The organism is Paenibacillus sp. T2-29, assembly GCF_052921365.1.
This window is the reverse complement of the sequence record NZ_JBREVE010000003.1, coordinates 573416-596345: the sequence shown is the minus strand read 5'-3', so window position 1 is coordinate 596345 and position 22930 is coordinate 573416. Positions and strand designations below refer to the sequence as shown.

Here is a 22930-nt window from a genome sequence, read left to right as displayed (position 1 = left end):
ACATACATGGTAGCTATAACATTTAATAATTAACAATTCCTATAAATTTAATTGGTTTTAGGATGTGATTAATTTAACACCTGTAATCCAATACGTCAATCCACCAACCTATAGGACTTTTCTATAACAAAACAGCCTCTCTGAAGCCTTCTGTCAGTGCATCTGCAAAATCGGAGGACACTGCGCAGTCTTCTTTGGTTGCGATTATGCTAATCTGCATAGATACCCCAGCCACCTCCGGAACATGAACACGGAACAGCTTCTGATCCTTCACTTCACGGTTCACACAGACATCCGGCAAAAAGGCAATGCCCGCTTCTTGCAATACCAGCTTTTTGGCCGTGACCACATTGTCTACCTGAAAAGCAATATCCGGTGGCTGCTCCAGTGATTCAAAAGATCGATGAATCCTCATCCAATCTAATGAGCCGCATTCAAAAAATACCAGGGTTTCACGCTGGATATCCTGTATGCTGGCCTTTCCTGTCTTCGTAAACGGGTGGCCTTCATATACATACAGGGAAATCGGATCTTCATAAAAGGCAAGCGTACGAATAGCCGGATGCATCACTTTACGGACAAAACTAATGTCTACCTCACGGTTCAACAGCTTATGTAGCAGTTGATCCGTCGTAGCGGTCACAATTTTGTAGTTAACCTCCGGATAGCGAGCACGAAGCTGCTTTAGTATTTCAGGAATGATATAGTTCGACACCGATATCGTGCAGCCAATTCGAATTTGCTGAGGGGCTTTCTTGCGCTGTTGAAGCTTTTGCTTCCCTTTTTGCAGCACTTGCAGCATCTGCTCCGCATAAGGAAGGAACTTTCGTCCATCCTCCGTCAGAATCGTTTGTTTGCTTTGGCGGTCGAATAACTTACACTCAAGCTCGCGTTCCAGCGTCTGAATCCGGGCTGTGACAGAGGGCTGTGATAAGAACAACGCTTCTGCCGCCTTGTTAAAGCTTCCATAATGATTCACGTATACAAAGGCTTCAATATTCTCGATATTCATACGCAAGTCCCCCAGTAAGTTTTATATACATTTATCCAATGAGTTAACTTGGTTTTTTGTATCATAAAACTCACTGAACGACCTGTCAATGGAAATATTGAAAATATCTATAACTTCAATAGCTCATTGAGTTCTTTAACAGAACGTTCCAATCGTACAATCAACTCTTCGGACAATCCATATGCTCCACCTGGCAGACGCTCGACCCACTGATCCACTGCATACACCCCACCAAGAATATGTCTTCCCCCCAGTGCGCTTAGAACCGGCTTCAGGGCATAGTCAATGACCAGCAGATGGGCCAGTGTACCGCCGATAAATAAAGGCAAGACAGGTTTCCCTCTCAGTCCCTCCTGCGGAACCAGATCCAGAAATATTTTCAATAGCCCTGAATAGGCCGCTTTATATACTGGCGAAGCCACAATGACGGCATCCGCTGCTGCAATCAACGCAAGCGCTGCTGTGACGTCGGGACTATTAAAGTTAGCTTTGATCAAATCCTCAGCGGGCAAGTCGACCACATTCAGTAATGTAACCTCCGCTCCAGCCTCTCGTAACTGCTCAGTTGTATAGTGAATCAAACCGTATAAACGGGATTGTGTAGACGGACTGCCCGATAGGATGACAACCTTGGACATCTCTTTCCCTCCTTCTGTTATGCGTCAACTTTCACTTTGGATCTGGCTGCTGTATAACGATTCTCAGGAATAGGCACACCCAGGTTTTCACGTAGTGTGTTAAATTCATAATCCTGACGATAAATGCCACGCTCCTGCAAAATAGGCACAACTAGATTTACGAAATCATGCAAGCCCGTTGGCACATCGGAACCGATAATGAATCCGTCTGCCCCTTTTCTTTCAAACCACTCTTGCACTCGATCTGCCACCTGCTCAGCAGTTCCGATAAAAGAGGTTCTCGGCGTAGCTGCACGTAGCGCAACGTCACGCAGCGTCAAATTCTGTTCCTTGGCTGTTCGTTTGATTTTATCTGTACCGCTGCGGAATGAATTACTGCCAATACCATCAAGCTCAGGGAATGGCTCATCCAGCGGATATTGTGAGAAATCATGATGATCGAAGAAACGCCCCAAATATTTTAATGCAGCCTCAATTGTTACTAAATTGGTAATCTCCTCATACTTACGTTCCGCTTCCTCTGGCGTGCTGCCAATAATCGGCGAAATGCCCGGCAAAATGACAATATCCTCTTCCGCTCTGCCATAGCGTACTGCACGTTCCTTCACATCACGGTAAAACTGCTGTGCTTCCTCCAATGTTTCATGTCCTGTAAATACGGCATCCGCTTCCTTGGCAGCCAGGTTTTTGCCATCTTCTGAGGAACCTGCCTGGAAAATAACCGGCTGTCCCTGCTTGGATCGTCCAATGTTTAGCGGACCCTGCACAGAGAAAAACTCACCTTTGTGGTTCAGTGTATGCAGCTTGTCGGGATCAAAGAATACGCCGGCTTCCTTATCACGAACGAACGCATCCTCTTCCCACGAGTCCCACAGTCCTTTAGTAACCTGCAAATATTCATCGGCAATTTTATAGCGCTGTGGATGCGATGGATGCTCACCTTTGTTAAAGTTAAGAGCAGAACCTTCCAGCGGGGAAGTCACCACATTCCAGCCTGCACGACCTCCGCTAATATGATCAATGGAAGAAAACTGGCGTGCTACCGTGAACGGTTCGCTATAGGAAGTCGACAATGTGCCAACTAATCCGATATGCTTCGTCACCCCAGCCAAAGCAGACAAAATCGTTATTGGCTCAAAACGGTTCAGAAAGTGAGGAATGGATTTTTCGTTAATAAACAGACCGTCTGCGATAAATACGAGATCAAACTTCCCTTCCTCTGCCTTTTGTGCCTGCGTTTTATAAAAATCAAAATTAACACTTGCATCCGCAGGTACATCAGGGTGACGCCAAGTCGTCATGCTTCCCCCAACACCGTGAATAATCGCACCCAATTTAATTTGTCTATTCTTAGCCATGACGCTTCCACCTCTCTTGAATATAATTGTTATACCGCTTGACTATAACTTTCCAGCACTTTACCCAGCTCTTCCAGATCCGGGTTAAGAAGTGCTTCATATTTGTTATCTCCACCTATCTCTACGACAGGAACATAACGAATACCATATTTGGTCTCCAACACATCACGCAGTGCATCATTTCCGTCCACCTGGATATTTTTATACGGCTGATTTTGGGATTCCAGGTACGATTTGATCTCTCCACAAAAATGACAGCCGGTTTTGCTCCACACTACAACTTTAGGTTTGGACGACATATACATACCTCCGTGAGTTTAATGTTTATAATCCCGATGAATTAAATAAGAATTATATCTATAATGTATCCTGCTCCCTCTTTTCCGTCAATCGCTTGTGTAATAGACAATGGTAATTGAACGATAGAAAATTTTAATTTTATATTGTATTTAATCGGTTTGGTGACAGCCTGTATATTTAAATTTAGATAAATTGGAGTTTAAATGGGACTTGGCGCGGACATCCTTGGAATAGTAGCGCCCTTGTGGCGAAATGAAATGAGGTTGAACAAATGCAGGAATGGACCATTGTAGCTTTACGTACGTTATTAGCCATCGTTATTCTTTTTGTGATTACCAAGATTCTCGGAAAACGTCAGGTATCACAGCTTTCCTTGTTCGAATATATAACCGGAATCACCATCGGTAACTTGGCTGCTTCTATACCTTTGGAACGCGAATCCTCCTGGTACTTGGGTACCGTATCGTTAGCCGTATGGGTACTGACAACACTTTGCATTGAATTTTTGCAAATTAAAAGCAAGAAAGTCAGGGATTTATCAGATGGAAAGACGACAGTTCTAATCAAAGACGGCAAAATTTTAGAGGATAATCTGAGAAAGGAACGACTTACCCTAGATGAATTGATGGAGCAGCTACGAAGTAAGAATGTGTTCAAAGTAGCTGATGTAGAATTTGCTCTTATGGAAACTAGTGGCGAAGTCAATGTGCTGTTAACCAAAGACAAGCAGCCTGTGACGCTTAAGGATCTGAATATGCTGCAATTACCGGAGAAGGAACCCACAGCTGTCATTATGGACGGACAACTCATGGAACAACAAATGGCATATATGGGGATTACTCAGCAATGGCTGGATGCCAAGCTAAAGGAAAAGAGTTTGACGGTCAAAGATGTGTTTTTTGCCCAGGTAGACACCCAAGGGGAGCTATATATTGACCCATACAGCGATAATGTGCAGCTAAGCAAGGTGAAGGATTCGAATCAAGCCGTGCTGACTTTGCTGGAGCAATGCACAACGGAGTTGCAAAAACTCGCATCTGGTTCCAGTGAGCAGCAAAGAAAACAGCTGTATGAACAATGCTCACAAAGTTTGAAGGAAGCTATACAAGAGATGAAACCGATAAATACATCTAATTCCTGACACATACGAATGGCCCGTAAGAATAAATTCCAGAAACACCCCTGATTTCTATCAAATTTGCTGCAACAAACATAGCCACGTAAAGGTTCTGATGTTCGAAGAAAATAAAGTTGTAGACTGGAGTTGCTGATTTTACGCGATTGTCCACTTCAAAGGTCGTCATCTTTTGAGAAAGTGTTTTAGACTGACCGACAAATGCAACAGCGGCAGATAAGGACGCGAAAATAAAATCCTAGACTGGCCGCTGTTGTGGTCAACATTCAACTTTCGTGTCCCGTTAGTCTAATAACTCTGCAGTTTGTAAGAAAGCGTCCAGCCGCTCCTTTTGAAGAAGATGATGACGGTAATGCATCTCCACCATCGTGAACCATTCGACCGCGTTTAACGCGCCGAAGGCTACGGCCGGATGAGTCGCCTTTCGCTGCAGCCGCTCTGGGTCTATGTTCTGTAGCGACGCCCCAATCTCATGCATGCGGCGCCTTGCTTCCTCCAGCTTGGCGACAAGCTGCTCCTTGCTCTCTGGCTGAGGAGGCGTATGTTGCAAGTCGGCAGGTACCTGAATGCGAACCGGTGGGAAACTCCCTTGCTCAAACACGGTATGGCCGGCCTCCGTCTTCCCGCCGCCCTCCTCGCTGCCGCCACCGAGCGCCATGCACTGCTCCGCAAGACGGAGCTGCAAGTTCAGCGTGGAATGGGGCAGATGCAGGTACATTTGCCCAAGCGACCATTCGTTCTCGCTTGGCTTGCGACACAGTTCCGCCAGACTATACTTGTCCAGCTCCCGAACATAATGCTTCGAAATCTCGTCGAACCTTACCAAAATATCCTTAATCCCTATGTTCTTGTTCATCAAGATCATCTCCTCGACTACTGAATTACTCTCATCATATGAGAGGGCTCAAGAATAAAGCATATTTGTAGCTTATATCTTTTATACTTTATTTTCCAGTCTATAACTTTATTGATCTCAGTCTTGTTCTTTATTGTTTAGTCTAAAACATTATTATTCGCTAACATCTGACTCTTTCCTAAACGTCATACACTTAGCCAATGGATTTGGAAAATGAAAAATCAAGAAGACGTTTCCAGATGTATCAGAAACGTCTTCTTGATTTTTTTACAGATTAATATGACCCAACAAGGTAAGGAGTCCCATATTTCTTCTTAAATCATTCTCCCAAATGAACTCGTAAGCTGTTGTTTAGTAGTACCAGCCATGCTATAGGTAATTGTACCGAGCGCTTGTAGTCTAAACCCACCATTGTATAAATCATGATGAACTTCTTTCGCCTGTGTCGAACCTATATCAACGCTTGCATAACCAGTGTCAGCAATAGCCCGGTTAATCACCACTATTTCCGCTCATTTCATGGTTGCTGTTCCCCTTTACTGTTTCCTCTTGCAGAGGCAGCAATACTGTAAACGTCGTTCCTTCCCCCACCTTGCTGGACACAGAAATAGAGCCGCTATGCATCTCCGTTATTTTATGGGCGATGGAAAGTCCCAAGCCGCTACCTCCTGCGGTTCGGGTTCGTGACTTGTCTGCTTTATAAAATCGTTCGAAAATGCGCTGTTGATCCTGTTCATTGATACCCGGTCCTGTATCAGTAATGCAGACAATTGCCTGATTACCATTACTTGAAAGAGAAACAGATATGCTTCCACCCTGTGGGGTGAATTTAATAGCATTGTGAAGGAGATTCACCCACACCTGGCCCATTAGATCCTCGTCCGCGTTGACCTCAACGTTATGGGTGTCCACAATCATGTCAATTTGTTTAGCCTCCCATTGCGGTTCGCAGGCGAGGATAAGCGAGATCAGTTGCTTGTTCAGCCGATAAGAGGACGGATGAAACGGATGCCGCTCCGAATCCAGCACCGCCAGCTTCATCAGATTATCGCTTAGCTTGGATAGACGAATACACTCTGTCTCAATAATCGTCAAATATCGGTCCCGCTGCTCCCGATCCAGATTATCGTCCTTGAGCGCCTTAGCAAAACCAATGATTGAGGTCAGGGGCGAGCCAATTTCATGGGATACGTTTGAAATAAACGCCTCCCGCAGTTCTTCCATGACCTTCAGATTTGCCGCCATATCATTAATGCTGTCCACCAGCTGTACATAAGGATGTTTCCTATCATGGTTTCCGTTTCTCGTACCAAAGTTCCATCCCAGATTTATGTGAAAATCCCCTTCTGAAATTCGCTTTAAAGCATCGATCATTTCGGTAAAAAAATGCTGTTCTCTAGGCTGGATAAAGCGCCTCACAGTCATACTAATTATACCGAAAAAGAAAAAGCCAAGTGTCGCATTAATAAGATAGACGAACAATTCATGCGGAGTCCATGACAAGCGTGAATAGATCACCGCTGTAATAAAATACGCAGCAGTCCAGCTAAGATACAGCACCAATAACACGAGCATGAATCTTGCAAGGATACGAAGGAACCCCGGTTCCCGCTTCATTGCCTTATCTCCAGCCGATACCCCAATCCCCGGATCGTACGGATCGCAAAGGATTGGGTTGCCTCCGGAAATCGTTCCCGAAGGCGCTTGATATGCACATCAACCGTTCTTTCGTCTCCCTCGTAATCATAACCCCAGATCTGTTCGATCAAATGGTCGCGTGTAAAGGTTTTGCCAGGATAGCTGGCCAGCTTGAAGAGCAGTTCAAATTCCTTGCGTGGCAGGGTAATTCCCTGCTCTCCAGCCTGACACTCAAATGTATCGCTGCGCAGGACAAGATCTCCGACAGTCACCGATTTTGAAGCCATGATCCGATAGCGTTTTAGTAAAGCCTTTACGCGTGCAACAAGCACCATAGGATCGAAGGGCTTAACAAGATAATCGTCCGTTCCAAGCGCGAAGCCTTTTACAATCTGTGACGTCTCGCCTTTGGCAGTAAGCATCAGCAGCGGCAGGTCGGTCTGCTCGCGCAGCTTACGGCACAGCTCCCAGCCATCCATCCCTGGCATCATGATATCGAGGACAAGCAAATCGACCTTAGTTTCATCAAACAAGCGCATCGCGTCCAAACCATCCACCGCCTCGACGACTTCCAGACCTTCCAGTCTCAGAAAGTGTCCGACGAGTTCACGAATATGCGGGTCATCATCAACCACTAATACACGTGTCATTTTAACCCCCTAACTACAGACTAACTCTGCCTTGAATCTCTCATCCTCGTCAAGAGTTCCCCTTCCTATGCTTTACGCATATAAGCACGAACTGTAAGCGGGGCGAAGATCGCCACAATAACTGCCGCCCCAAGCAAAGAGATCGCCAGTTCTCCGCCAATCATCCCCGTATTCGCAAGCTCTCTAACCGCGTTCACAAGATGTGAAATCGGGTTGACGTTCACAAACCACTGTAGCCAGCCAGGCATAGTATCTACAGGCACAAATGCGTTGGAAATAAAGGTAAGTGGAAACAGAACAATCATGGAGATACCCTGTACACTTGAGGCCGTGCGGGCAATCACGCCAAAGAAGGCGAATATCCAGCTGACCGCCCAGGAACACACGATGACCAGAAGTGCAGCGATCGCAACACTCAGCAGTCCTCCCTCTGGTTGATACCCCAAAATATACCCCATGGCAAAGGTAAGTACAGTCGCAATAGTATAACGAAGACTGTCGGCCAGCAGAGCTCCAGCCAAAGGGGCAATACGTGCGATCGGAAGTGACTTGAACCTGTCGAACACTCCCTTGTCCATATCCTCCCGCAGTTGCACACCGGTAACGACGGAGGTCGAGATGACTGTTTGGACGAGGATGCCTGGAATGATGACCGGTAGATAATGCTGCACGTCTCCTGAGATAGCCCCGCCAAAGATATAGGTAAACATAAGAGTAAAAATAATCGGCTGGAGCGTGACATCAAACAACTGCTCAGGAGTATGCCTGATCTTCAGAATGCCCCGGTAGGCCATCGTCATGGAGTTGGCGAACGCCTGTTTGAAACTCACAGACTTTTTCAAGGTGCGATGAGAATCTGTCATAGCAGTAGCGTTTTTCATGCTCTCACCCCCTCTACGGCATGTGCTTCATGGGCCGTCTGCTGCTCATTTACTTGTACGCCTTGGCCAGTGATGGACAGAAACACCTGGTCAAGCGTTGGCTTTTGCACACTCATCTCTGCCAGGTGAATTTCTCCGGCACGGAGAGCAATCAGCAGGTCCGTCACCCGATCGGCATTAGCCATCGGAGAAATAATTTTTCCAGCCTCCACCGACACGCTGGACTTGACTGAAAGCACTTGTTCAACGATTCGAGCAGCCCTTCCGATATCCTGTTGATTTTGCACTCTGAGTTGCAGAGTTGACGACCCCACTGCCGCTTTCAGTTCATCTACCGTCCCCTCGGCGACTACCCGACCATGATCGATCACCGCAATTCGATCAGCAAGCTGATCCGCCTCATCGAGATACTGGGTCGTGAGCAATACGGTGGAACCCGTCTTCACCAGACGCCGGATCGTGTCCCACATCTGAACACGCGTGCGCGGGTCCAGTCCGGTAGTCGGCTCATCCAGAAAGATTAGTGGCGGCTTGGCAATAAGACTTGCGGCCAAATCCAGTCGGCGGCGCATGCCTCCGGAGAAATGCTTTAACGGTCGCTTGGCTGCTTCAGACAATCCAAATTCCTCTAGCAGCTCCGCTGCCTTATGACGTGCCTCAGCACGTTCCAGTCCGAGCAGCCTGGAGAAAATAATCAGATTCTCGGTAGCACTAAGCGACTCATCGACCGATGCGTACTGACCCGTTACGCCAATTAATTGACGAACAACCTGCGGTTCCTTTACTGCATCGTGTCCAAAAATAAGCGCCGATCCCCCATCAGGTCGCAATAACGTTGACAGCATTCGGATGGTCGTCGTCTTACCTGCCCCATTGGGACCAAGCACTCCGTAGATCGTGCCGGCACGCACATTTAGATCGACACCATGTACCGCATACTTATCACCAAAAGTTTTAACTAGTCCTCTTGCTTCAATGGCCAGGGTTTCTTTTTTGTCTGTATAATCCACTTTCATTTCCTCCCTACAACGATTTCTATAGAGAGAATAATCCACTTTTATGAACTGAATATGAACAGACCTTTTACTTAATTATTTACACTGTAAAAAAATAATCTCGTTCTACCTTGCTCACTCTTAAACCGAATGCTTTATACCAATCAGACTTCCCTTTCTCCTGTGCTAGCTTGTGTAGCTCGTTATCCTTCCAATGTTTTATAGCGTCCAAGGACTCCCAATAGGACACGGTGATGCCCACTCCGTTTTGGTCACGAACACTTTCCACACCTAGAAATCCAGGCTGCTTGGCAGCCAGTTCCACCATTTTGTCCCCCATCTTTCCGTATCCGCCATCCCCTTCCGTACGCTCAGAAGTAAAAATAGCTGCATAATAAGGGGGTTGTGGTGTTTTTGCAATTGAACTCATAGGTACCTCCCAGAAATGAATGGTTAATCGGCATTTTTCTCAAGTTCGATTATAACTACAAAGCTGAGATAAAAAAAATGAATATATATGATACTATGTATGAATATATTTCATTCTATGTTGGAGGACACATGAATTTGTTTAAATATAAGGTCTTTCTTAGCGTAATAGAAGCAGGAAGCTTTACCAAAGCAGGAGCACTTCTCAATCTTACACAATCCGCTATTAGCCATGCCGTTTCTGCTTTGGAGTATGAATTGGGCCTAACTCTTTTAATTAGAGGACGTTCAGGCATCCAATTGACCAGCAACGGAGAACGTCTGATGAAGCATTTCAGAGAAATCATCCAAATGAATGAAAAGCTGTATCAAGAGATCGCCCTCATCAAAGGACTGGAGACCGGAACTGTAAAGATAGGTACATTCTCAAGTGTATCCATCCATTGGTTGCCTGGGATCATCCAAAAGTTTAACGAGCAGTTCCCACTTATTGAACTAAAATTGCTCGACGGGAACTACCATGACATAGAGCATTGGATAGCCAGCGGAGAAGCTGATTTTGGCTTCGTTAATCTGCCTACACTCGATGGACTGGAAGTATTACCGTTAAAAAAAGAAAGAATGCTGTGCGTACTTCCGTCTAATCATGTGCTTCGGGAGCAGACAAGCATACGTGTGGATCAGCTTCTCAATGAACCCTTCATTATGCCGGCTTCAGGCTGTGATACAGATGTACAGAGAATTTTTTCCCAGCATAAGCTTGTTCCGAAAATCAAATATGAATTAGAAGATGATCATGCCATTATGGCTATGGTGCAAAATGGCCTGGGCGTAAGTATCCTTCCCGAAATGATTTTAGTTCAACACCCTTATGACATTTGTATTCGGCCCTTGGATGGACCATATTTCCGTTCCGTTGGTATCGCTACTGTCTCCTTAAAGAACATGGCTCCAGCCGCCAAAAAGTGTATGGGCTTTATTACTGAATGGATCAACTAGCTTCTTCCTGTTGGCCAAGGCAACGGATTCTCAAAGCTGGACCAGTCCATATCCATTTCACTATCGTTCAGCAGACATTCATCTAGCTCTTCTTCCAAGTTCAGCCGATTCAATCCGATACCGATCATAACGATTTCGTTCATGCGGTCGCCCCACTGCTCATCCCAATGGTCCAGAACCTCAGGGTTGGCCGCGATGATTTCCTGCCGTTCTTCTTCTGGCAACGCCGCAAGCCAACTTCCCGCTGGACCAAATTGAATAGATGGCCCTGCCTGGCTGATGCTCGCCGCCCAATCCTGAGGAGCTGCAATCCAGACCAAGCCTTTGGCGCGAACGATTTCCTCCGGCCAGTAGCTCATAAATTCTGCCAATCTTGCAGGATGAAACGGTCTTCTACGCCGATAAACAAAAGAGTTGATTCCATATTCGTCCGTCTCCGGTGTGTGGCTTTCCAGCTCCAGCTTGCGAATCCATCCAGCGGATTGACTAGCTTTGTCAAAGTTGAACAGCCCGGTATTTAAAATGTCCGAAGGCGCGACCTTTCCCTTGGAAGTGCGAATGATTCGGGCTTCAGGCTGCAATCTCCGCAACACACCCTCCAGCTTGTCCAGCTCTGCGGGCTGAACCAGATCGCACTTATTCAGAATCAATACGTCACAAGTTTCAATCTGGTCAATTAGCAAGTCCGAGATATCACGTGTGTCATCTTCTCCAGTAGCCTGCTTACGATCCAGCAGCGTTTCTCCTGATTCAAAGTCATGCCAGAAACGGTTCGCATCCACTACAGTCACCATACAATCCAGTTTTGCCAGCAAAGCTAGATTAATGCCCGTTCCTTCATCAGCGTAGGTAAAGGTTTGAGCGATGGGAACAGGTTCACTGATGCCCGTAGATTCAATTAATATATAATCAAAATCGCCTTGTTCCGCTAGCTTCTTGACCTCAAGCAATAAATCTTCACGTAATGTACAGCAAATACAACCATTAGACAACTCGACCAGTTTTTCTTCTGTTCTGGACAAGCCGCCCTCTTTTTTAACCAGCTCGGCATCTATATTTACTTCACTCATGTCATTGACAATGACTGCTACTTTCATTCCGTCTCGATTGTTTAAAACATGATTCAAAATCGTCGTTTTTCCTGCACCCAAATACCCGCTCAACACGGTTACCGGGATTGGTTTCTTATTCATTGCTGGTGCACTCCCTTTAATATTGGTTTATCGATATATTTAATCGTAATTATTACTATTAAATCAGCATTCAGAAATATACAGTATTCCTTTTGCTTTGTCAACTGTGGAGCTATCTGGGGGGAACTGGATCTGGAGTGCTTCATTACGCTATCTGTTTATGGTTCCTATGCTGTTCGTCATTGTAATGGCCCAACATAAGCTCAAGCCTCTTTGGAAAGTCATGAAGGAACAACCGGGAATGTGGCTGTGGTGGAGCTTCATTGGATTTGGTTTATTTTATGCTCCGTTATGCTTCGCATCCGCATATTCACCGGGGTGGTTGATTGCAGGGACTTGGCAAATAACCATTATTTCCGGTTCTTTGCTTGTTCCTTTATTTGCTGAGGTTGTCCAAACGGAGAACGGCCCTGTCAAAGTACGAGGAAAAATACCGATCCAAGGATTGTTGATGTCTCTGATTATTTTAATCGGAATTATTGTGATGCAGGTCGAACAGTCGCAATCTATTTCTACTCAAGATTTTTTATTCGGTATATTGCCTGTCATACTGGCTTCTTTCGCCTATCCTTTAGGTAATCGCAAAATGATGGAAGTCTGTGCAGGGCGGTTAGATGCCTATCAACGTGTGCTCGGAATGACTATAGCCAGCCTGCCTTTTTGGTTATTGCTTTCATTATATGGAGTTTTCAGCGCAGGAATGCCAAGCAAGGATCAGACCATACAGTCTGCTTTGGTGGCCGTGTTCTCAGGGGTAATTGCTACGGTTTTATTTTTTAAGGCTACAGATCAGGTACATGGAAATATGCAAAAGCTGGCCACAGTAGAAGCAACACAATCGCTGGAAGTGCTTTTTGCACTAATGGGGGAATTAATCTTTTTGTCTATCCCCCTCCCTTCTGCTTGGTCATGGATGGGTATGTTCATTGTCATCCTTGGCATGAGTCTGCATAGCTATGTATCACATCAAAAGACGAGTGTTCAACAAATATTAACTAAAAAGGCAGATTCCGTTTAGTGCATATTGGGCAGCAGATCATAGAAAAGAAGATGCTTCTGATCTGCTGCTTTTTGCCGATTTACTGTCAATCAATATTACCAAGCGTAGGCTTCTGGTGCAGGTTTTCCCGGACCCGGGAAAATCTCATCCAGCTTAGCAAGCACATCTTCACTTAATTTAACCTCAGGTACCCGCAGAGCATCCTCTAACTGTTCTAATGTCCGTGGTCCGATAATTGGAGCCGTCACGGCCGGATGAGATAGCACCCAAGCCAGGGCAATCACGTCTTCCTTTTCACCCAGCTCGCGAGATAACGCCGCAAATTGCTCCAGCTTCGCACGATTCTGCTCTACCTTTTCCTTGGCACGTGCGCTGCGGGAACCTGTACCTGCTAACGCATTGCGTCCCAGCAGTCCGCCCGCCAACGGGCTCCATGGAATTACACCCAGACCCAGCTCTTGAGCTGCCGGTAATACTTCAAGCTCAGCCGAACGTTCGTTCAGGTTGTACAGATGCTGCTCCGATACCAGACCCAGAAAACGACGTGCCTTCGCTTCGGCCTGAGCCACCGCAATATGCCAGCCTGCAAAATTACTGGAACCGATATAACCAACTTGTCCACGATCCACCACGGACTCGAATGCACCCCACAATTCATCCCATGACACATTGCGATCAATGTGATGCATTTGATATAGCTCTATATGATCGGTTTGCAGACGTTTCAGCGACGCATCCAAATGACGGCGAATTTTGTAGGCAGACAAACCTGATCCTGCATTGGGTCCGTCATTTTCATTTTTCATGTCCCCGTAAACCTTGGTCGCCAATACGACCTTTTCGCGTCTTCCACCGCCTTGCTGGAACCATCGTCCGATAATTTCTTCCGTCCAGCCTTTACGGTCATGGCCATATACATTAGCCGTATCAAAGAAGTTAATGCCCGCATCCAGCGCAGCATCCATAATCTTAAAAGCATCCTTTTCTTCAGTTTCCGGTCCGAAATTCATTGTGCCCAGACATAACCGACTAACCTTCAAGCCTGACTTTCCTAAGTATGAATAATCCATACTGTCTCCCGCCTTTGCTTAAGGATTTTTTTAATTCCGAAAAATTGCATAAAAAAAGACCATACCCACTTCATTCACCAGAATAAACCCCTTTGAAACACGCCAAAATGCATTTTAAAAGGTGGATAGTGCATGCAAAAAAGCCTCCGCACCATGCCGAAGCATTACATGCGGAGGCCCTCCTCATACTACCCACCGAATGTTAAAAGAAGTGACTTTACGGTGGTTACCAGCGGAGCGGAGGATTTGAATCTGGAGAAGCAGAGCGTTCGCCTTTGCCACGGGATTCTTACCTTTTCCTTTCCAATCTAAAGAATCCCGTGGCAACACCGATCGTAAGATCAAATCCTTCGCGGAGCCGCTCACCTCAACCACCGTAACTCACTCTTTTTTCAACAATCAAGGAATTAATTTCGTTTCTTTCGCTCGCTCAGCCATTTTCTTCGTATGTTTGCTGAGCGGCTTCTTAAGCACCAATCCAAACAAGAAGCAAATTCCGATAAATACAAACAGCATCACTACATCTCGTGTTACCGTTGAAGGCAACATCCCTCCTACCGTTTCCCGCAACAGACTAACCGCATAGGTGAACGGTACGAACGGATTCAGGGTCTGAAAGAAAGCTGTACTCGTCGCAATGGGAAATGTCCCCCCTGAACTGGAGAATTGGAGCACCAGCAGGATGACTGCGAGACCCTTGCCGATATTGCCGAACACTGAAACCAAGGTATAGGTCATGGCCGTAAACACCAGACTGATCAGCATAGAGGACAGTACAAATGCTACTTTGGCATCCACATATGTTCCCAGCAGAAACAAATCACCGAGAGATACACTTAGCGCCTGAAAAATACCAATTGTGGAGAAGGTCATTAGCCGTCCGAAATACACCTGGTAGCTATTATATTGACCTTCCGGGTCATCCACATCTACCCTGAACATGGAGACCAGCAGCATCGCACCTACCCAAATCGATAATGTAGTATAAAAAGGTGACATCGCAGAGCCGTAGTTAGGAATCGGGTATATCCGCTCCTGCTTCAGCGATACCGGGCTACCGAGGAAATCACTTTCCTTTTTCACATCTCCCTTAAGCAACGCAATCGCTCTTCCGAGTGCATTTTCACCCTTAAGCTTGCGGATCGTGTCTGCTGCCTGACGTATGGAATCCTCGGCAGCAGGAAGATCGGTTCTGACAAAATTGGCTACCTGGTGTACCGCTTTTTCAGCCTCAGGAAATTTGTTTTCAATCAAGTCCGCCATCTTAATAAACTGTTGTTCCGCCTTCGGCAAATCATTACGTACAAAGTTTGCCGCCTGATGAATTTTACTTTTAACCGTTGGCAAATCGTGCTTCACGAAGTCTGCCGCTTTGTTCACAGCATTCGTAAACTCGCCCATGCGTCCCTGAATCGTCGTAGCGGCTTCATGCAGTTTTTGACGATATTGTGGCAAGTCCTGCTGGAGACGTGTTAGCTCTTGCTGCCCGAATTCGGCAGCGGCCTGTGCGTCATTTAGTAGCTTTTCAATATTCGGGAGCTGCTCTTGAGCAGTGGTCAACACATTGGCAGAATTGCGGGCAACGGATTTGATTTGATCCAGCGCCTTTTGAATGGCAGGTGCATATTCCGTATCATAATTGTCCAAAATGCTGTCAATTCCGCTACTGATTTCTCCTGCAAGGCGGTCAGCATCATCCAGCAGATTTTGGGCTGGTTTCTCACCGCGCTGAATAGCATCCCCGATGCTAGTAACCGTGCTATTCAATCGGCGAAAGCGATCCTCTACCCCGCTTATCCGGGAAATAAGTGAATCCAGTGGCTGGCTAGGCAAATACCCATTCACACGGTTCAGCAATTGAGAAATATGATCCAATACACCTACAGCAGTCGTGAGCCTGCCGCTAATCCGATTCGCTGCAGCTTGTGCTGCTTTGGGATCAAAATCCACACCACGAATGATACCTGTAATCTGTGAAACTTCATTCGCAATTTGTTGCACCAGCTGTAAATCTTCTTTTACTACGGTTCCGATCGAATCAAGCGCACCCTCGTTTTTATCCAGAAAGTCGAGTATACCAGTTGTAAAATCCTTGCCTGTATCGGCTATTTTTTGTACTTCCGGCAGTGCTGTCCGGGCAGCATTAATGACCTTAAGGGCCGTTTGCGTGTCCTCCAAGGCGGTAGCCAGTGCACTTTCTACCTTACTGAAGTTCTGATCCAGTTCAACAATTCGATCACCAGCTTTTTGAATATCGGGCAGTCTTTTTTGGATATCCAAAATGACTGCACCCACCTTGTCCAGCTCAGGCAGATTTTTGTCAATTTTGAGCACCAGATCTCCAGCGCGGTTGATTTCAGGAATTTTTTCCTTCAATGCAATGATCTTTTGGCCCTGAGCCTTAATTTTCGGTAAATTCTGCTCCAGCTCTAATGCCTGCTTACCCAACCGATCGATATCAGGCAATCGATTATTTAGCTCCAGCACCCGATTTTCAATGTTGCGAATTGTCGGAAGCTCCTCTTCCAGCTTTACTCCGGCTTCCTTTAATTTCGTCAAAACCGCCTGGCTGGCCGTTTCAATAAAGTTTTGACTAATTTGGTTTGTCAGAGAGGTTGCCCCTGAGGATGTAATTTTCGGAGCTACTGCATTGATTTTTTCATTCACAGCATAATCAATCTCCGGCTTTTGCGGATTTTCTGTAAGCACACTCGTAATTTTCTCTGAAAAATCCTTTGGGATCAGCAGACTGGCATAATAATCACCGTTCAGCACCCCTTTTCGTGCTTCTGCTTCATTGACAAAAGTCCAACCCAGCTTCTTGTTATTATGAAGGTTATGTATAACCTCGTCACCGATATTAATCTTTTTACCATTCACCTCAGCCCCCTGATCTTGGCTGGTTACTGCAATTTTAATACCAGATGTATTCGCATATGGGTCCCACATTGCTTTCAAATTCACCCATGCATAGACGGAAGGCAAAAGAATGATGCCAATGACTAATAAAGTCCCGGTCGATACTTTGAAAACATTTCTCCAGTCTGTTAAGTAGATTTGCCATATCTTCCGCAACTTCACCACTCCTCATATGTACATTAACCTTTCGTCCAGTGTTGTATGCACACGTATTGTAAACGATTTGAGCGGCAGAAGCGAATATTATAAAAATGATTGCTAAAAAGCGTACGACTCTTTTACAGATCATACGCTTTTTATGAAATCCCTTTTACTTAATTTCTAATTCCATTTGCAGGTATAGCTTCCAGTGAGTAGAATACGCTCTTTTTATTGATTTTCCCCACAACGGTAGCTGCACCTTTTTTCAAGAATGTATATTCGTTTTTCTTTATTTGCACGGTATATCCCTTCAAATTAATTCCAAAAAGGGATTGTACTTTCGACTTGGCAGCTGAAAGGGCCTGATTTTTACTGAGCTTGGGCTTGGCAAATGCTTTGGCAAAATCCTTATCTCCATCCCAGTCCATGCCATGCTCATTTTTTACAGCCCATACTTTACCGGTTTTCACGCCGATCTGTACGCTGTTTGTGTCGCTCTCATCCCTAAAGTGCCAGATGGTATCGTTGTCCTCTCGCTGACGAAGCGTATATTCAAACGGTTTCATTGTAGGAATGCCCAGTGTTTTTAGCGAACGGTTCGCTTTGTTGATCAGGGCAGCTTTAACGTCTTTGAGTGGGTACAAAAAGCTGGCCGTTATTTTATTTCCTTGATCAAGGTGAATATAAATGCTTTGGTTTTTCCCCCATAGCACCCAGTAATTTTTGAATCCTCCTTCGTCAATCGGGGAATATACACGCCAGATGGCCTCTATTTTGAAAACTTTATCGGTATCGAATGTTTTCAGGAATGACGCAACTTTACTGCGCAAATTAGGGGGCATCACCTTATCCATATCAGCGGCCTTATAAATGATGCTGGTGGACTGCACGATTCCTTTCTTGGAATCATAATTTTGGATGAAATCTGCATTTGCTGTCCCTTTCAAGGTACCGTAAACCGTCCATGCGTCAGTGTCCGCACTTGTAAACTCTATCGTTTGTTTCCCTGCTAATGTGTTTAGGACATCCGTCAGACGCTTAGTGGCGGTCGGGTCCAGGTTAACAGAAGTTTGTGCATTTGAAGCTGTGGTTGTGGCAGCAGCGGGTTGCTGTGCCATTACAACTGGAGCCGTTCCCAACAGGATTGAGAGTGCTGCGACTGTAGCTGTGATAGAATTCCATTTGTTCATTTCGTCGATTCCTCCTGTGTCTATAAATACTCATAGGATACAAGTACACATAATCCTTAGACGTGCCACAAAAGTAAAAAGTTGCATAAATCCAAAAGAAGAAGCCCCTTAGGCCTACAAGATAGGCTTAAGGAGCTTCTTCTTTTGCATTAAATTATCCATTCTTCAGCAATCGGGTAGGCGAAAATCCTGCGCCATGACGCAGCTTCCGTTTTTCCAACCGTTTGTGCAGCGAACGGTTATACAAAACCTGAATGACAAAATACGAGATTATACCCAGCACGATACCGAAAATGGACATGCCGATCAGGATGTGGAGACCTCCGTGCAGTAGGTCTCTGAATACAGACCAGTTGCCGTGAAAAAGCTCCATAAAAGAATGCTCGTGAAGTCGACCGCCCCTGACATGCACCGGATAATGTGATGGATAAATCCAAGCTCCCAGTTGCTTGGCGAATGGCATCAGTACAATCGGCAAAAAGGTCAGCTTGCCTACAACGTTTCCCACAATGGCCGCAGGCAGCGAACCACCAGACAACCGAACAATCGGATAAAACACGAGGTATACCAGAGAGGCCGTGGAAATCACGATCATTTCCAGACCAAAGCCAATGGCGAAGCCCAAAGAGATCTTTTTAACTCCTCCAGGGGCGCGCAACAGCTTGATAAAATTTAGACGAATCGCCCGCCATATATTTTGAAACACATTGTATTTCTTCTTTGATTTATGAGGTTTGAGCCTTTTCGGATTGAACTTTATCAATAGGAGGACTCCTTCAACAGTACGTATTCAAGTTCAGGAATGAGGTCGAACAACTCCCATCCTTACTTAGTCTATACTGTCATTATAACCCTCAGCGTTCGAAAAGCAATGCTATTCCGCCTGTTTCGCTATTTTAGTACACAATTCGCTTATTGACATCGGTCGATAAAGGTACAAGGTCCCAAATCTCAGTTGCGTATTGCTGGATTGTACAATCACTGGAGAATTTTCCGGAATGAGCGATATTTACAATAGCACGTCGTGTCCACTCCGAGGGATTGCGGTACACCTGCTCAATATGAGCCTGCGCATCTACATAAGCTGCAAAGTCTTTAAGCACAAAGTATTCATCATTATGATCAATCAGGGATTGATAAATGGCCTCAAATTCCCGTTCATGCCGCGTAAAAGGAGCATCGTTCACCAGTTGATCCAGCACTTCACGCAATCTTTCATCACTGTTGGCTGTTTTGCGTGCTGAATACTGTCCATTCTGATAATAGTCCTCAATCTGATCTACCTTCAATCCAAAAATGAACATGTTGGCATCGCCTACCATTTCGTGCATTTCAACATTAGCTCCGTCCAATGTGCCCAGAGTCAGTGCGCCGTTCATCATAAATTTCATGTTGCCTGTACCTGATGCTTCCTTGCCTGCTGTAGAAATCTGTTCACTGACATCCGCCGCAGGAATAATCAGCTCCGCCAACGAGACCGAATAATTTTCAAGGAAAACGACTTTCAGCTTGTCCTTGACATCTACATCCCGGTTGATGGTGTCCGCCACATTGTTAATGAGCTTAATCGTCTGTTTGGCGAGAAAATAACCGGGGGCTGCTTTCGCACCAAAAATGAATGTGCGTGGCGTCGCATCCAGTGCAGGATTAGTTTTGAGCTGGTTGTATAGATGCATCACATGCAAAATATTGAGCAGTTGTCGCTTATATCCGTGCAACCGTTTGACCTGCACATCAAAAATGGAGGATGTATCCAGTCGAACACCCTGTTTTGCAAATACATGCTCAGCAAGCCTGATCTTATTATTTTGCTTAATCGCCTGAATTCGTTTTTGGAACGCCTCATCCTCACTGTAACGAAGCAGGTCGATGAGCTCACGTGGATGGGTTCTCCAGCGTACACCGAGCGTCTCATCATACAAGCTTGCCAGCTCCGGGTTGGCGTGCATCAGCCAACGGCGATGGGCAATCCCATTTGTTTTATTATTAAACCGGTCAGGATATAGTTCATGAAATGATTTCATCTCTCGTTCCTTCAAAATTTTCGTATGCAATGCAGCCACTCCGTTAACGCTATAACTGCCGACGATGGCCAAATGAGCCATGCGAATTTGTTCATTATGAATAATCGCCATTTCACCAATTTTGATATCCTGACCCGGATAACGCTCTAATAGCATAGCGCAATAACGTTTGTTCATTTCTTCAATGATCAAGTAAATGCGAGGAAGCAGTTCCCGCACCATGTTGACGGGCCATTGTTCCAGCGCCTCACTTAATATCGTATGATTCGTATATGAAACGGTCTGTGTCGTAATATCCCACGCTTCGTCCCAGCCCAAGCCTTTTACGTCTATCAAAATACGCATCAGTTCCGGTATAACCAGCGTCGGATGGGTATCGTTAATGTGCAGTGCTATTTTATCGGGCAACTGGCTGTAGGGTAAACGAAGCTTCTCAAACGTACGCAAAATACTCTGTAATCCAGCCGAGCAGAGGAAATACTGCTGCTTCAAGCGAAGCAGCTTGCCCTCATAATTGGAATCATCCGGATAGAGAAAGGCCGAGATGGATTCTACTGATCGATTGTAGTCGAGAAAGCGGTAATAACCGCCCTCTCCTCGAATCGGTCCCCGCACGGGATCAAGTGCCGATTCCGCACTCCAAATCCGTAGCGTATTCACCTGCGCATGACCATAGCCGACCAGCGGAATATCGTAAGGGACAGCCCAGACCGTTTCGGCATCCTGTGTCTCGAACACAAGACGTCCCTCCTGTTCACGGGTTTCCACACGTCCCCAAAAATGAACCTCGACCTTTTTGTCAGGACGACGTTCCTCCCATACATTCCCTTTCTGTAGCCAGTAATCCGGCAGTTCCACCTGATTCCCGTCCACAATACGCTGCTCAAACAGACCATATTTATATCGAATCCCGCAGCCATGCCCTGCATAGCCTAAAGATGCTAGCGAGTCCATGAAGCAAGCCGCCAGACGGCCTAGACCGCCATTTCCTAGTCCCGCGTCCGCTTCCTGTGCTTCGATTTCCTCCAGATCCCAGCCCAATTCCCCTAATGCCTGTCGAACCATATCCAATACGCCCAAATTCAGCAGATTATTGCCCAATAGACGACCTATTAAAAATTCCAGTGAAAAATAATAAACCTGCTTCTCTTGTCCTTCTTTGTAGGCTTGGTTTGTTTCGGCCCAATTCTTGCCGACTTGTTCACGAATCATGCCACCCAAAACCTTATATACGTCTTCCGACTGAGCCTCCTGCATCGGTTTACCCAGTCTTCCGACCAGTTGCTCTCGAAAAGCCTGCTTAAATGCTTCTTTATTGCTGAACAAAATTGTACCTCCCGTTAACTCTGTTTTAATGGTGGCTAAGTATGATCTATTAAATCACGCTATTCTTGGCAATCACATAGGGAACTCTAATGTCGCCAATCAGAGTTCGATCCGGTGAAAGCTGCACGTCTTTATCCAAAACCACATTCTGCACAACTGCCCCTTTACGGATGACGCATTTTTGCATAATAATCGAGTTGCTTACCCGCGCGCCCTCCTCTACCCGCACGCCACGAAAAAGAATGCTGTTCTCGACCTTTCCCCCAATGGTGCAGCCATTGGCAACAAGGGAATGATCCACCTCGGCGTTGTACGTATAACGAGTCGGGGCTTCATACTTGATTTTGGTATGCACCGGCTGATTCTGGAACAGAGCTTGATATTGCTCCTGATCCAGCAGTTTCATGCTATTTTTATAGTAGCTTTCAATGGAATTAATAACTGCATGATAACCATCATAGCGATACGCGTAGATGCGCAGGCCACTTGGATTTTTCTGAATCGCATCGCGAAAGAAATGACTATCCTGATGAGCAATGCAATGCTTTACCTGATCCAGATACAAGCTTTTGTCCATCACAAACATTTCTAGATAAATATTATGATGATCCTGCTCCTGATGAATACCGGTCACTCGTCCGCTCTCATCAATCTCCAGCCGTACACACGGTGTATGCTCCGTTTCAAGCTGGTGTATGGGTTTGTATACGAGGGTGACATCCGCGTTCTTCTCCAGATGATATCGGTATACATCCTCTATATCAACCTTGTTGATATGCTGAGTTCCTGCATGAACAATGGTTTGCCCCGATGAGCGATGGAAAAAGTCCAGATTGTTGTGCACATGCTGCAAATCCCCACGTGATGTGTCCGTCGGATCGTTCCAGTCCGGTGGCAAAATAAACAACCCGCCTCTTCTGCGGTCTAAATCCCATGGCCGACCTTCACCCAAATGATCCAGCAGCGAACGGTATTTGCGGCGGATAAACAGTGCAATATCATGCACCCCTGCATGCATCATATTGGATAAGGTAAAATCAATGAGCCGATATCGACTAGCAAAGGGTACTGCAGCCCCGCACCGGAAATAAGTCAACTCCTTCAATTGATCCAATTCGTGATCCAGGTTGATCACTCCAATGAGTCGGCTCATAGCGGACACCGTCCTTATCCGAG

21 protein-coding genes are annotated in these 22930 nt (G+C 45.8%); 4 read left to right on the top strand and 17 right to left on the bottom strand.

The window, feature by feature from the left end; translation table 11 throughout:
- Positions 1–121 precede the first annotated feature (121 nt).
- From ACU1JV_RS12425 to ACU1JV_RS12410, 4 genes are all read right to left on the bottom strand, one after another.
- Positions 122–1012 (bottom strand): LysR family transcriptional regulator, encoded by an 891-nt coding sequence (locus tag ACU1JV_RS12425; protein WP_025679079.1) that lies wholly within the window; start codon positions 1010–1012, stop codon positions 122–124.
- A 107-nt stretch (positions 1013–1119) separates the two neighbouring features.
- The gene (ssuE, locus tag ACU1JV_RS12420) at positions 1120–1650 is read right to left on the bottom strand and encodes an NADPH-dependent FMN reductase (RefSeq protein WP_013370897.1); all 531 of its coding nucleotides are present in this window, start codon (positions 1648–1650) and stop codon (positions 1120–1122) included.
- Positions 1651–1667: 17 nt separating this feature from the next.
- On the bottom strand, positions 1668–3008 hold the full coding sequence (locus ACU1JV_RS12415) for an LLM class flavin-dependent oxidoreductase (RefSeq protein ID WP_413986024.1): 1341 nt from the start codon (positions 3006–3008) through the stop codon (positions 1668–1670).
- A 29-nt stretch (positions 3009–3037) separates the two neighbouring features.
- Entirely contained in the window at positions 3038–3307 is a 270-nt protein-coding gene (locus ACU1JV_RS12410) for a glutaredoxin family protein (protein WP_413986023.1), read from the bottom strand.
- Positions 3308–3579: 272 nt separating this feature from the next.
- On the opposite strand from ACU1JV_RS12410, the gene ACU1JV_RS12405 reads away from it, so the two are divergent.
- Entirely contained in the window at positions 3580–4449 is an 870-nt protein-coding gene (locus tag ACU1JV_RS12405) for a DUF421 domain-containing protein (protein WP_413986022.1), read from the top strand.
- Positions 4450–4726: 277 nt separating this feature from the next.
- On the opposite strand, the gene ACU1JV_RS12400 is transcribed toward ACU1JV_RS12405, so the two are convergent.
- From ACU1JV_RS12400 to ACU1JV_RS12375, 6 genes are all read right to left on the bottom strand, one after another.
- Positions 4727–5299, bottom strand: coding sequence for a DinB family protein (locus ACU1JV_RS12400; protein WP_413986021.1), 573 nt, complete (start codon positions 5297–5299; stop codon positions 4727–4729).
- A gap of 492 nt (positions 5300–5791) precedes the next feature.
- The gene (locus tag ACU1JV_RS12395) at positions 5792–6916 is read right to left on the bottom strand and encodes a sensor histidine kinase (RefSeq protein WP_413986020.1); all 1125 of its coding nucleotides are present in this window, start codon (positions 6914–6916) and stop codon (positions 5792–5794) included.
- Positions 6913–7587, bottom strand: coding sequence for a response regulator transcription factor (locus tag ACU1JV_RS12390; RefSeq protein ID WP_025679065.1), 675 nt, complete (start codon positions 7585–7587; stop codon positions 6913–6915). Before ACU1JV_RS12390 ends, ACU1JV_RS12395 begins: the two co-directional genes overlap by 4 nt.
- A gap of 65 nt (positions 7588–7652) precedes the next feature.
- A complete protein-coding gene (locus ACU1JV_RS12385) occupies positions 7653–8468 on the bottom strand; it encodes an ABC transporter permease (RefSeq protein ID WP_025679063.1) in 816 nt (271 codons plus the stop codon).
- Positions 8465–9484, bottom strand: a complete 1020-nt coding sequence (locus ACU1JV_RS12380) for a daunorubicin resistance protein DrrA family ABC transporter ATP-binding protein (protein WP_025679061.1) — start codon at positions 9482–9484, stop codon at positions 8465–8467. Before ACU1JV_RS12380 ends, ACU1JV_RS12385 begins: the two co-directional genes overlap by 4 nt.
- A gap of 79 nt (positions 9485–9563) precedes the next feature.
- Complete coding sequence (locus ACU1JV_RS12375; RefSeq protein ID WP_013370888.1) at positions 9564–9893, bottom strand: antibiotic biosynthesis monooxygenase family protein; 330 nt, start codon at positions 9891–9893, stop codon at positions 9564–9566.
- 131 nt (positions 9894–10024) lie between these two features.
- Here ACU1JV_RS12375 and ACU1JV_RS12370 point away from each other — a divergent pair, with 131 nt between their 5' ends.
- The gene (locus tag ACU1JV_RS12370; RefSeq protein WP_413986019.1) at positions 10025–10891 is read left to right on the top strand and encodes a LysR family transcriptional regulator; all 867 of its coding nucleotides are present in this window, start codon (positions 10025–10027) and stop codon (positions 10889–10891) included.
- Here the strand turns inward: ACU1JV_RS12370 and ACU1JV_RS12365 are convergent.
- On the bottom strand, positions 10888–12084 hold the full coding sequence (locus ACU1JV_RS12365) for a GTP-binding protein (protein WP_413986018.1): 1197 nt from the start codon (positions 12082–12084) through the stop codon (positions 10888–10890). The two genes, ACU1JV_RS12370 and ACU1JV_RS12365, sit on opposite strands and share 4 nt — an antisense overlap.
- 97 nt (positions 12085–12181) lie before the next feature.
- On the opposite strand from ACU1JV_RS12365, the gene ACU1JV_RS12360 reads away from it, so the two are divergent.
- Positions 12182–13102 carry a DMT family transporter gene (locus ACU1JV_RS12360; protein ID WP_413986017.1) on the top strand — a complete coding sequence of 307 codons (921 nt, stop codon included), beginning with the start codon at positions 12182–12184 and terminating at the stop codon, positions 13100–13102.
- Positions 13103–13179: 77 nt separating this feature from the next.
- On the opposite strand, the gene ACU1JV_RS12355 is transcribed toward ACU1JV_RS12360, so the two are convergent.
- On the bottom strand, positions 13180–14154 hold the full coding sequence (locus ACU1JV_RS12355; RefSeq protein ID WP_413986016.1) for an aldo/keto reductase: 975 nt from the start codon (positions 14152–14154) through the stop codon (positions 13180–13182).
- Positions 14155–14286: 132 nt separating this feature from the next.
- Here ACU1JV_RS12355 and ACU1JV_RS12350 point away from each other — a divergent pair, with 132 nt between their 5' ends.
- Complete coding sequence (locus ACU1JV_RS12350; RefSeq protein WP_176702315.1) at positions 14287–14466, top strand: hypothetical protein; 180 nt, start codon at positions 14287–14289, stop codon at positions 14464–14466.
- Between the two features lie 87 nt (positions 14467–14553).
- Here ACU1JV_RS12350 and ACU1JV_RS12345 read toward each other — a convergent pair whose 3' ends face one another.
- From ACU1JV_RS12345 to glgD, 5 genes are all read right to left on the bottom strand, one after another.
- Complete coding sequence (locus tag ACU1JV_RS12345) at positions 14554–17229, bottom strand: YhgE/Pip family protein (RefSeq protein ID WP_413986015.1); 2676 nt, start codon at positions 17227–17229, stop codon at positions 14554–14556.
- Positions 17230–17387: 158 nt separating this feature from the next.
- A complete protein-coding gene (locus tag ACU1JV_RS12340) occupies positions 17388–18404 on the bottom strand; it encodes a hypothetical protein (RefSeq protein WP_040101490.1) in 1017 nt (338 codons plus the stop codon).
- 154 nt (positions 18405–18558) lie between these two features.
- Positions 18559–19167: a DUF2062 domain-containing protein gene (locus ACU1JV_RS12335; protein WP_013370880.1), complete on the bottom strand. Its 609-nt coding sequence runs from the start codon at positions 19165–19167 to the stop codon at positions 18559–18561.
- Positions 19168–19300: 133 nt separating this feature from the next.
- Positions 19301–21754, bottom strand: a complete 2454-nt coding sequence (locus tag ACU1JV_RS12330; protein WP_413986014.1) for a glycogen/starch/alpha-glucan phosphorylase — start codon at positions 21752–21754, stop codon at positions 19301–19303.
- Positions 21755–21803: 49 nt separating this feature from the next.
- Positions 21804–22907 carry a glucose-1-phosphate adenylyltransferase subunit GlgD gene (glgD, locus tag ACU1JV_RS12325; protein WP_413986013.1) on the bottom strand — a complete coding sequence of 368 codons (1104 nt, stop codon included), beginning with the start codon at positions 22905–22907 and terminating at the stop codon, positions 21804–21806.
- Between the last annotated feature and the right edge of the window lie 23 nt (positions 22908–22930).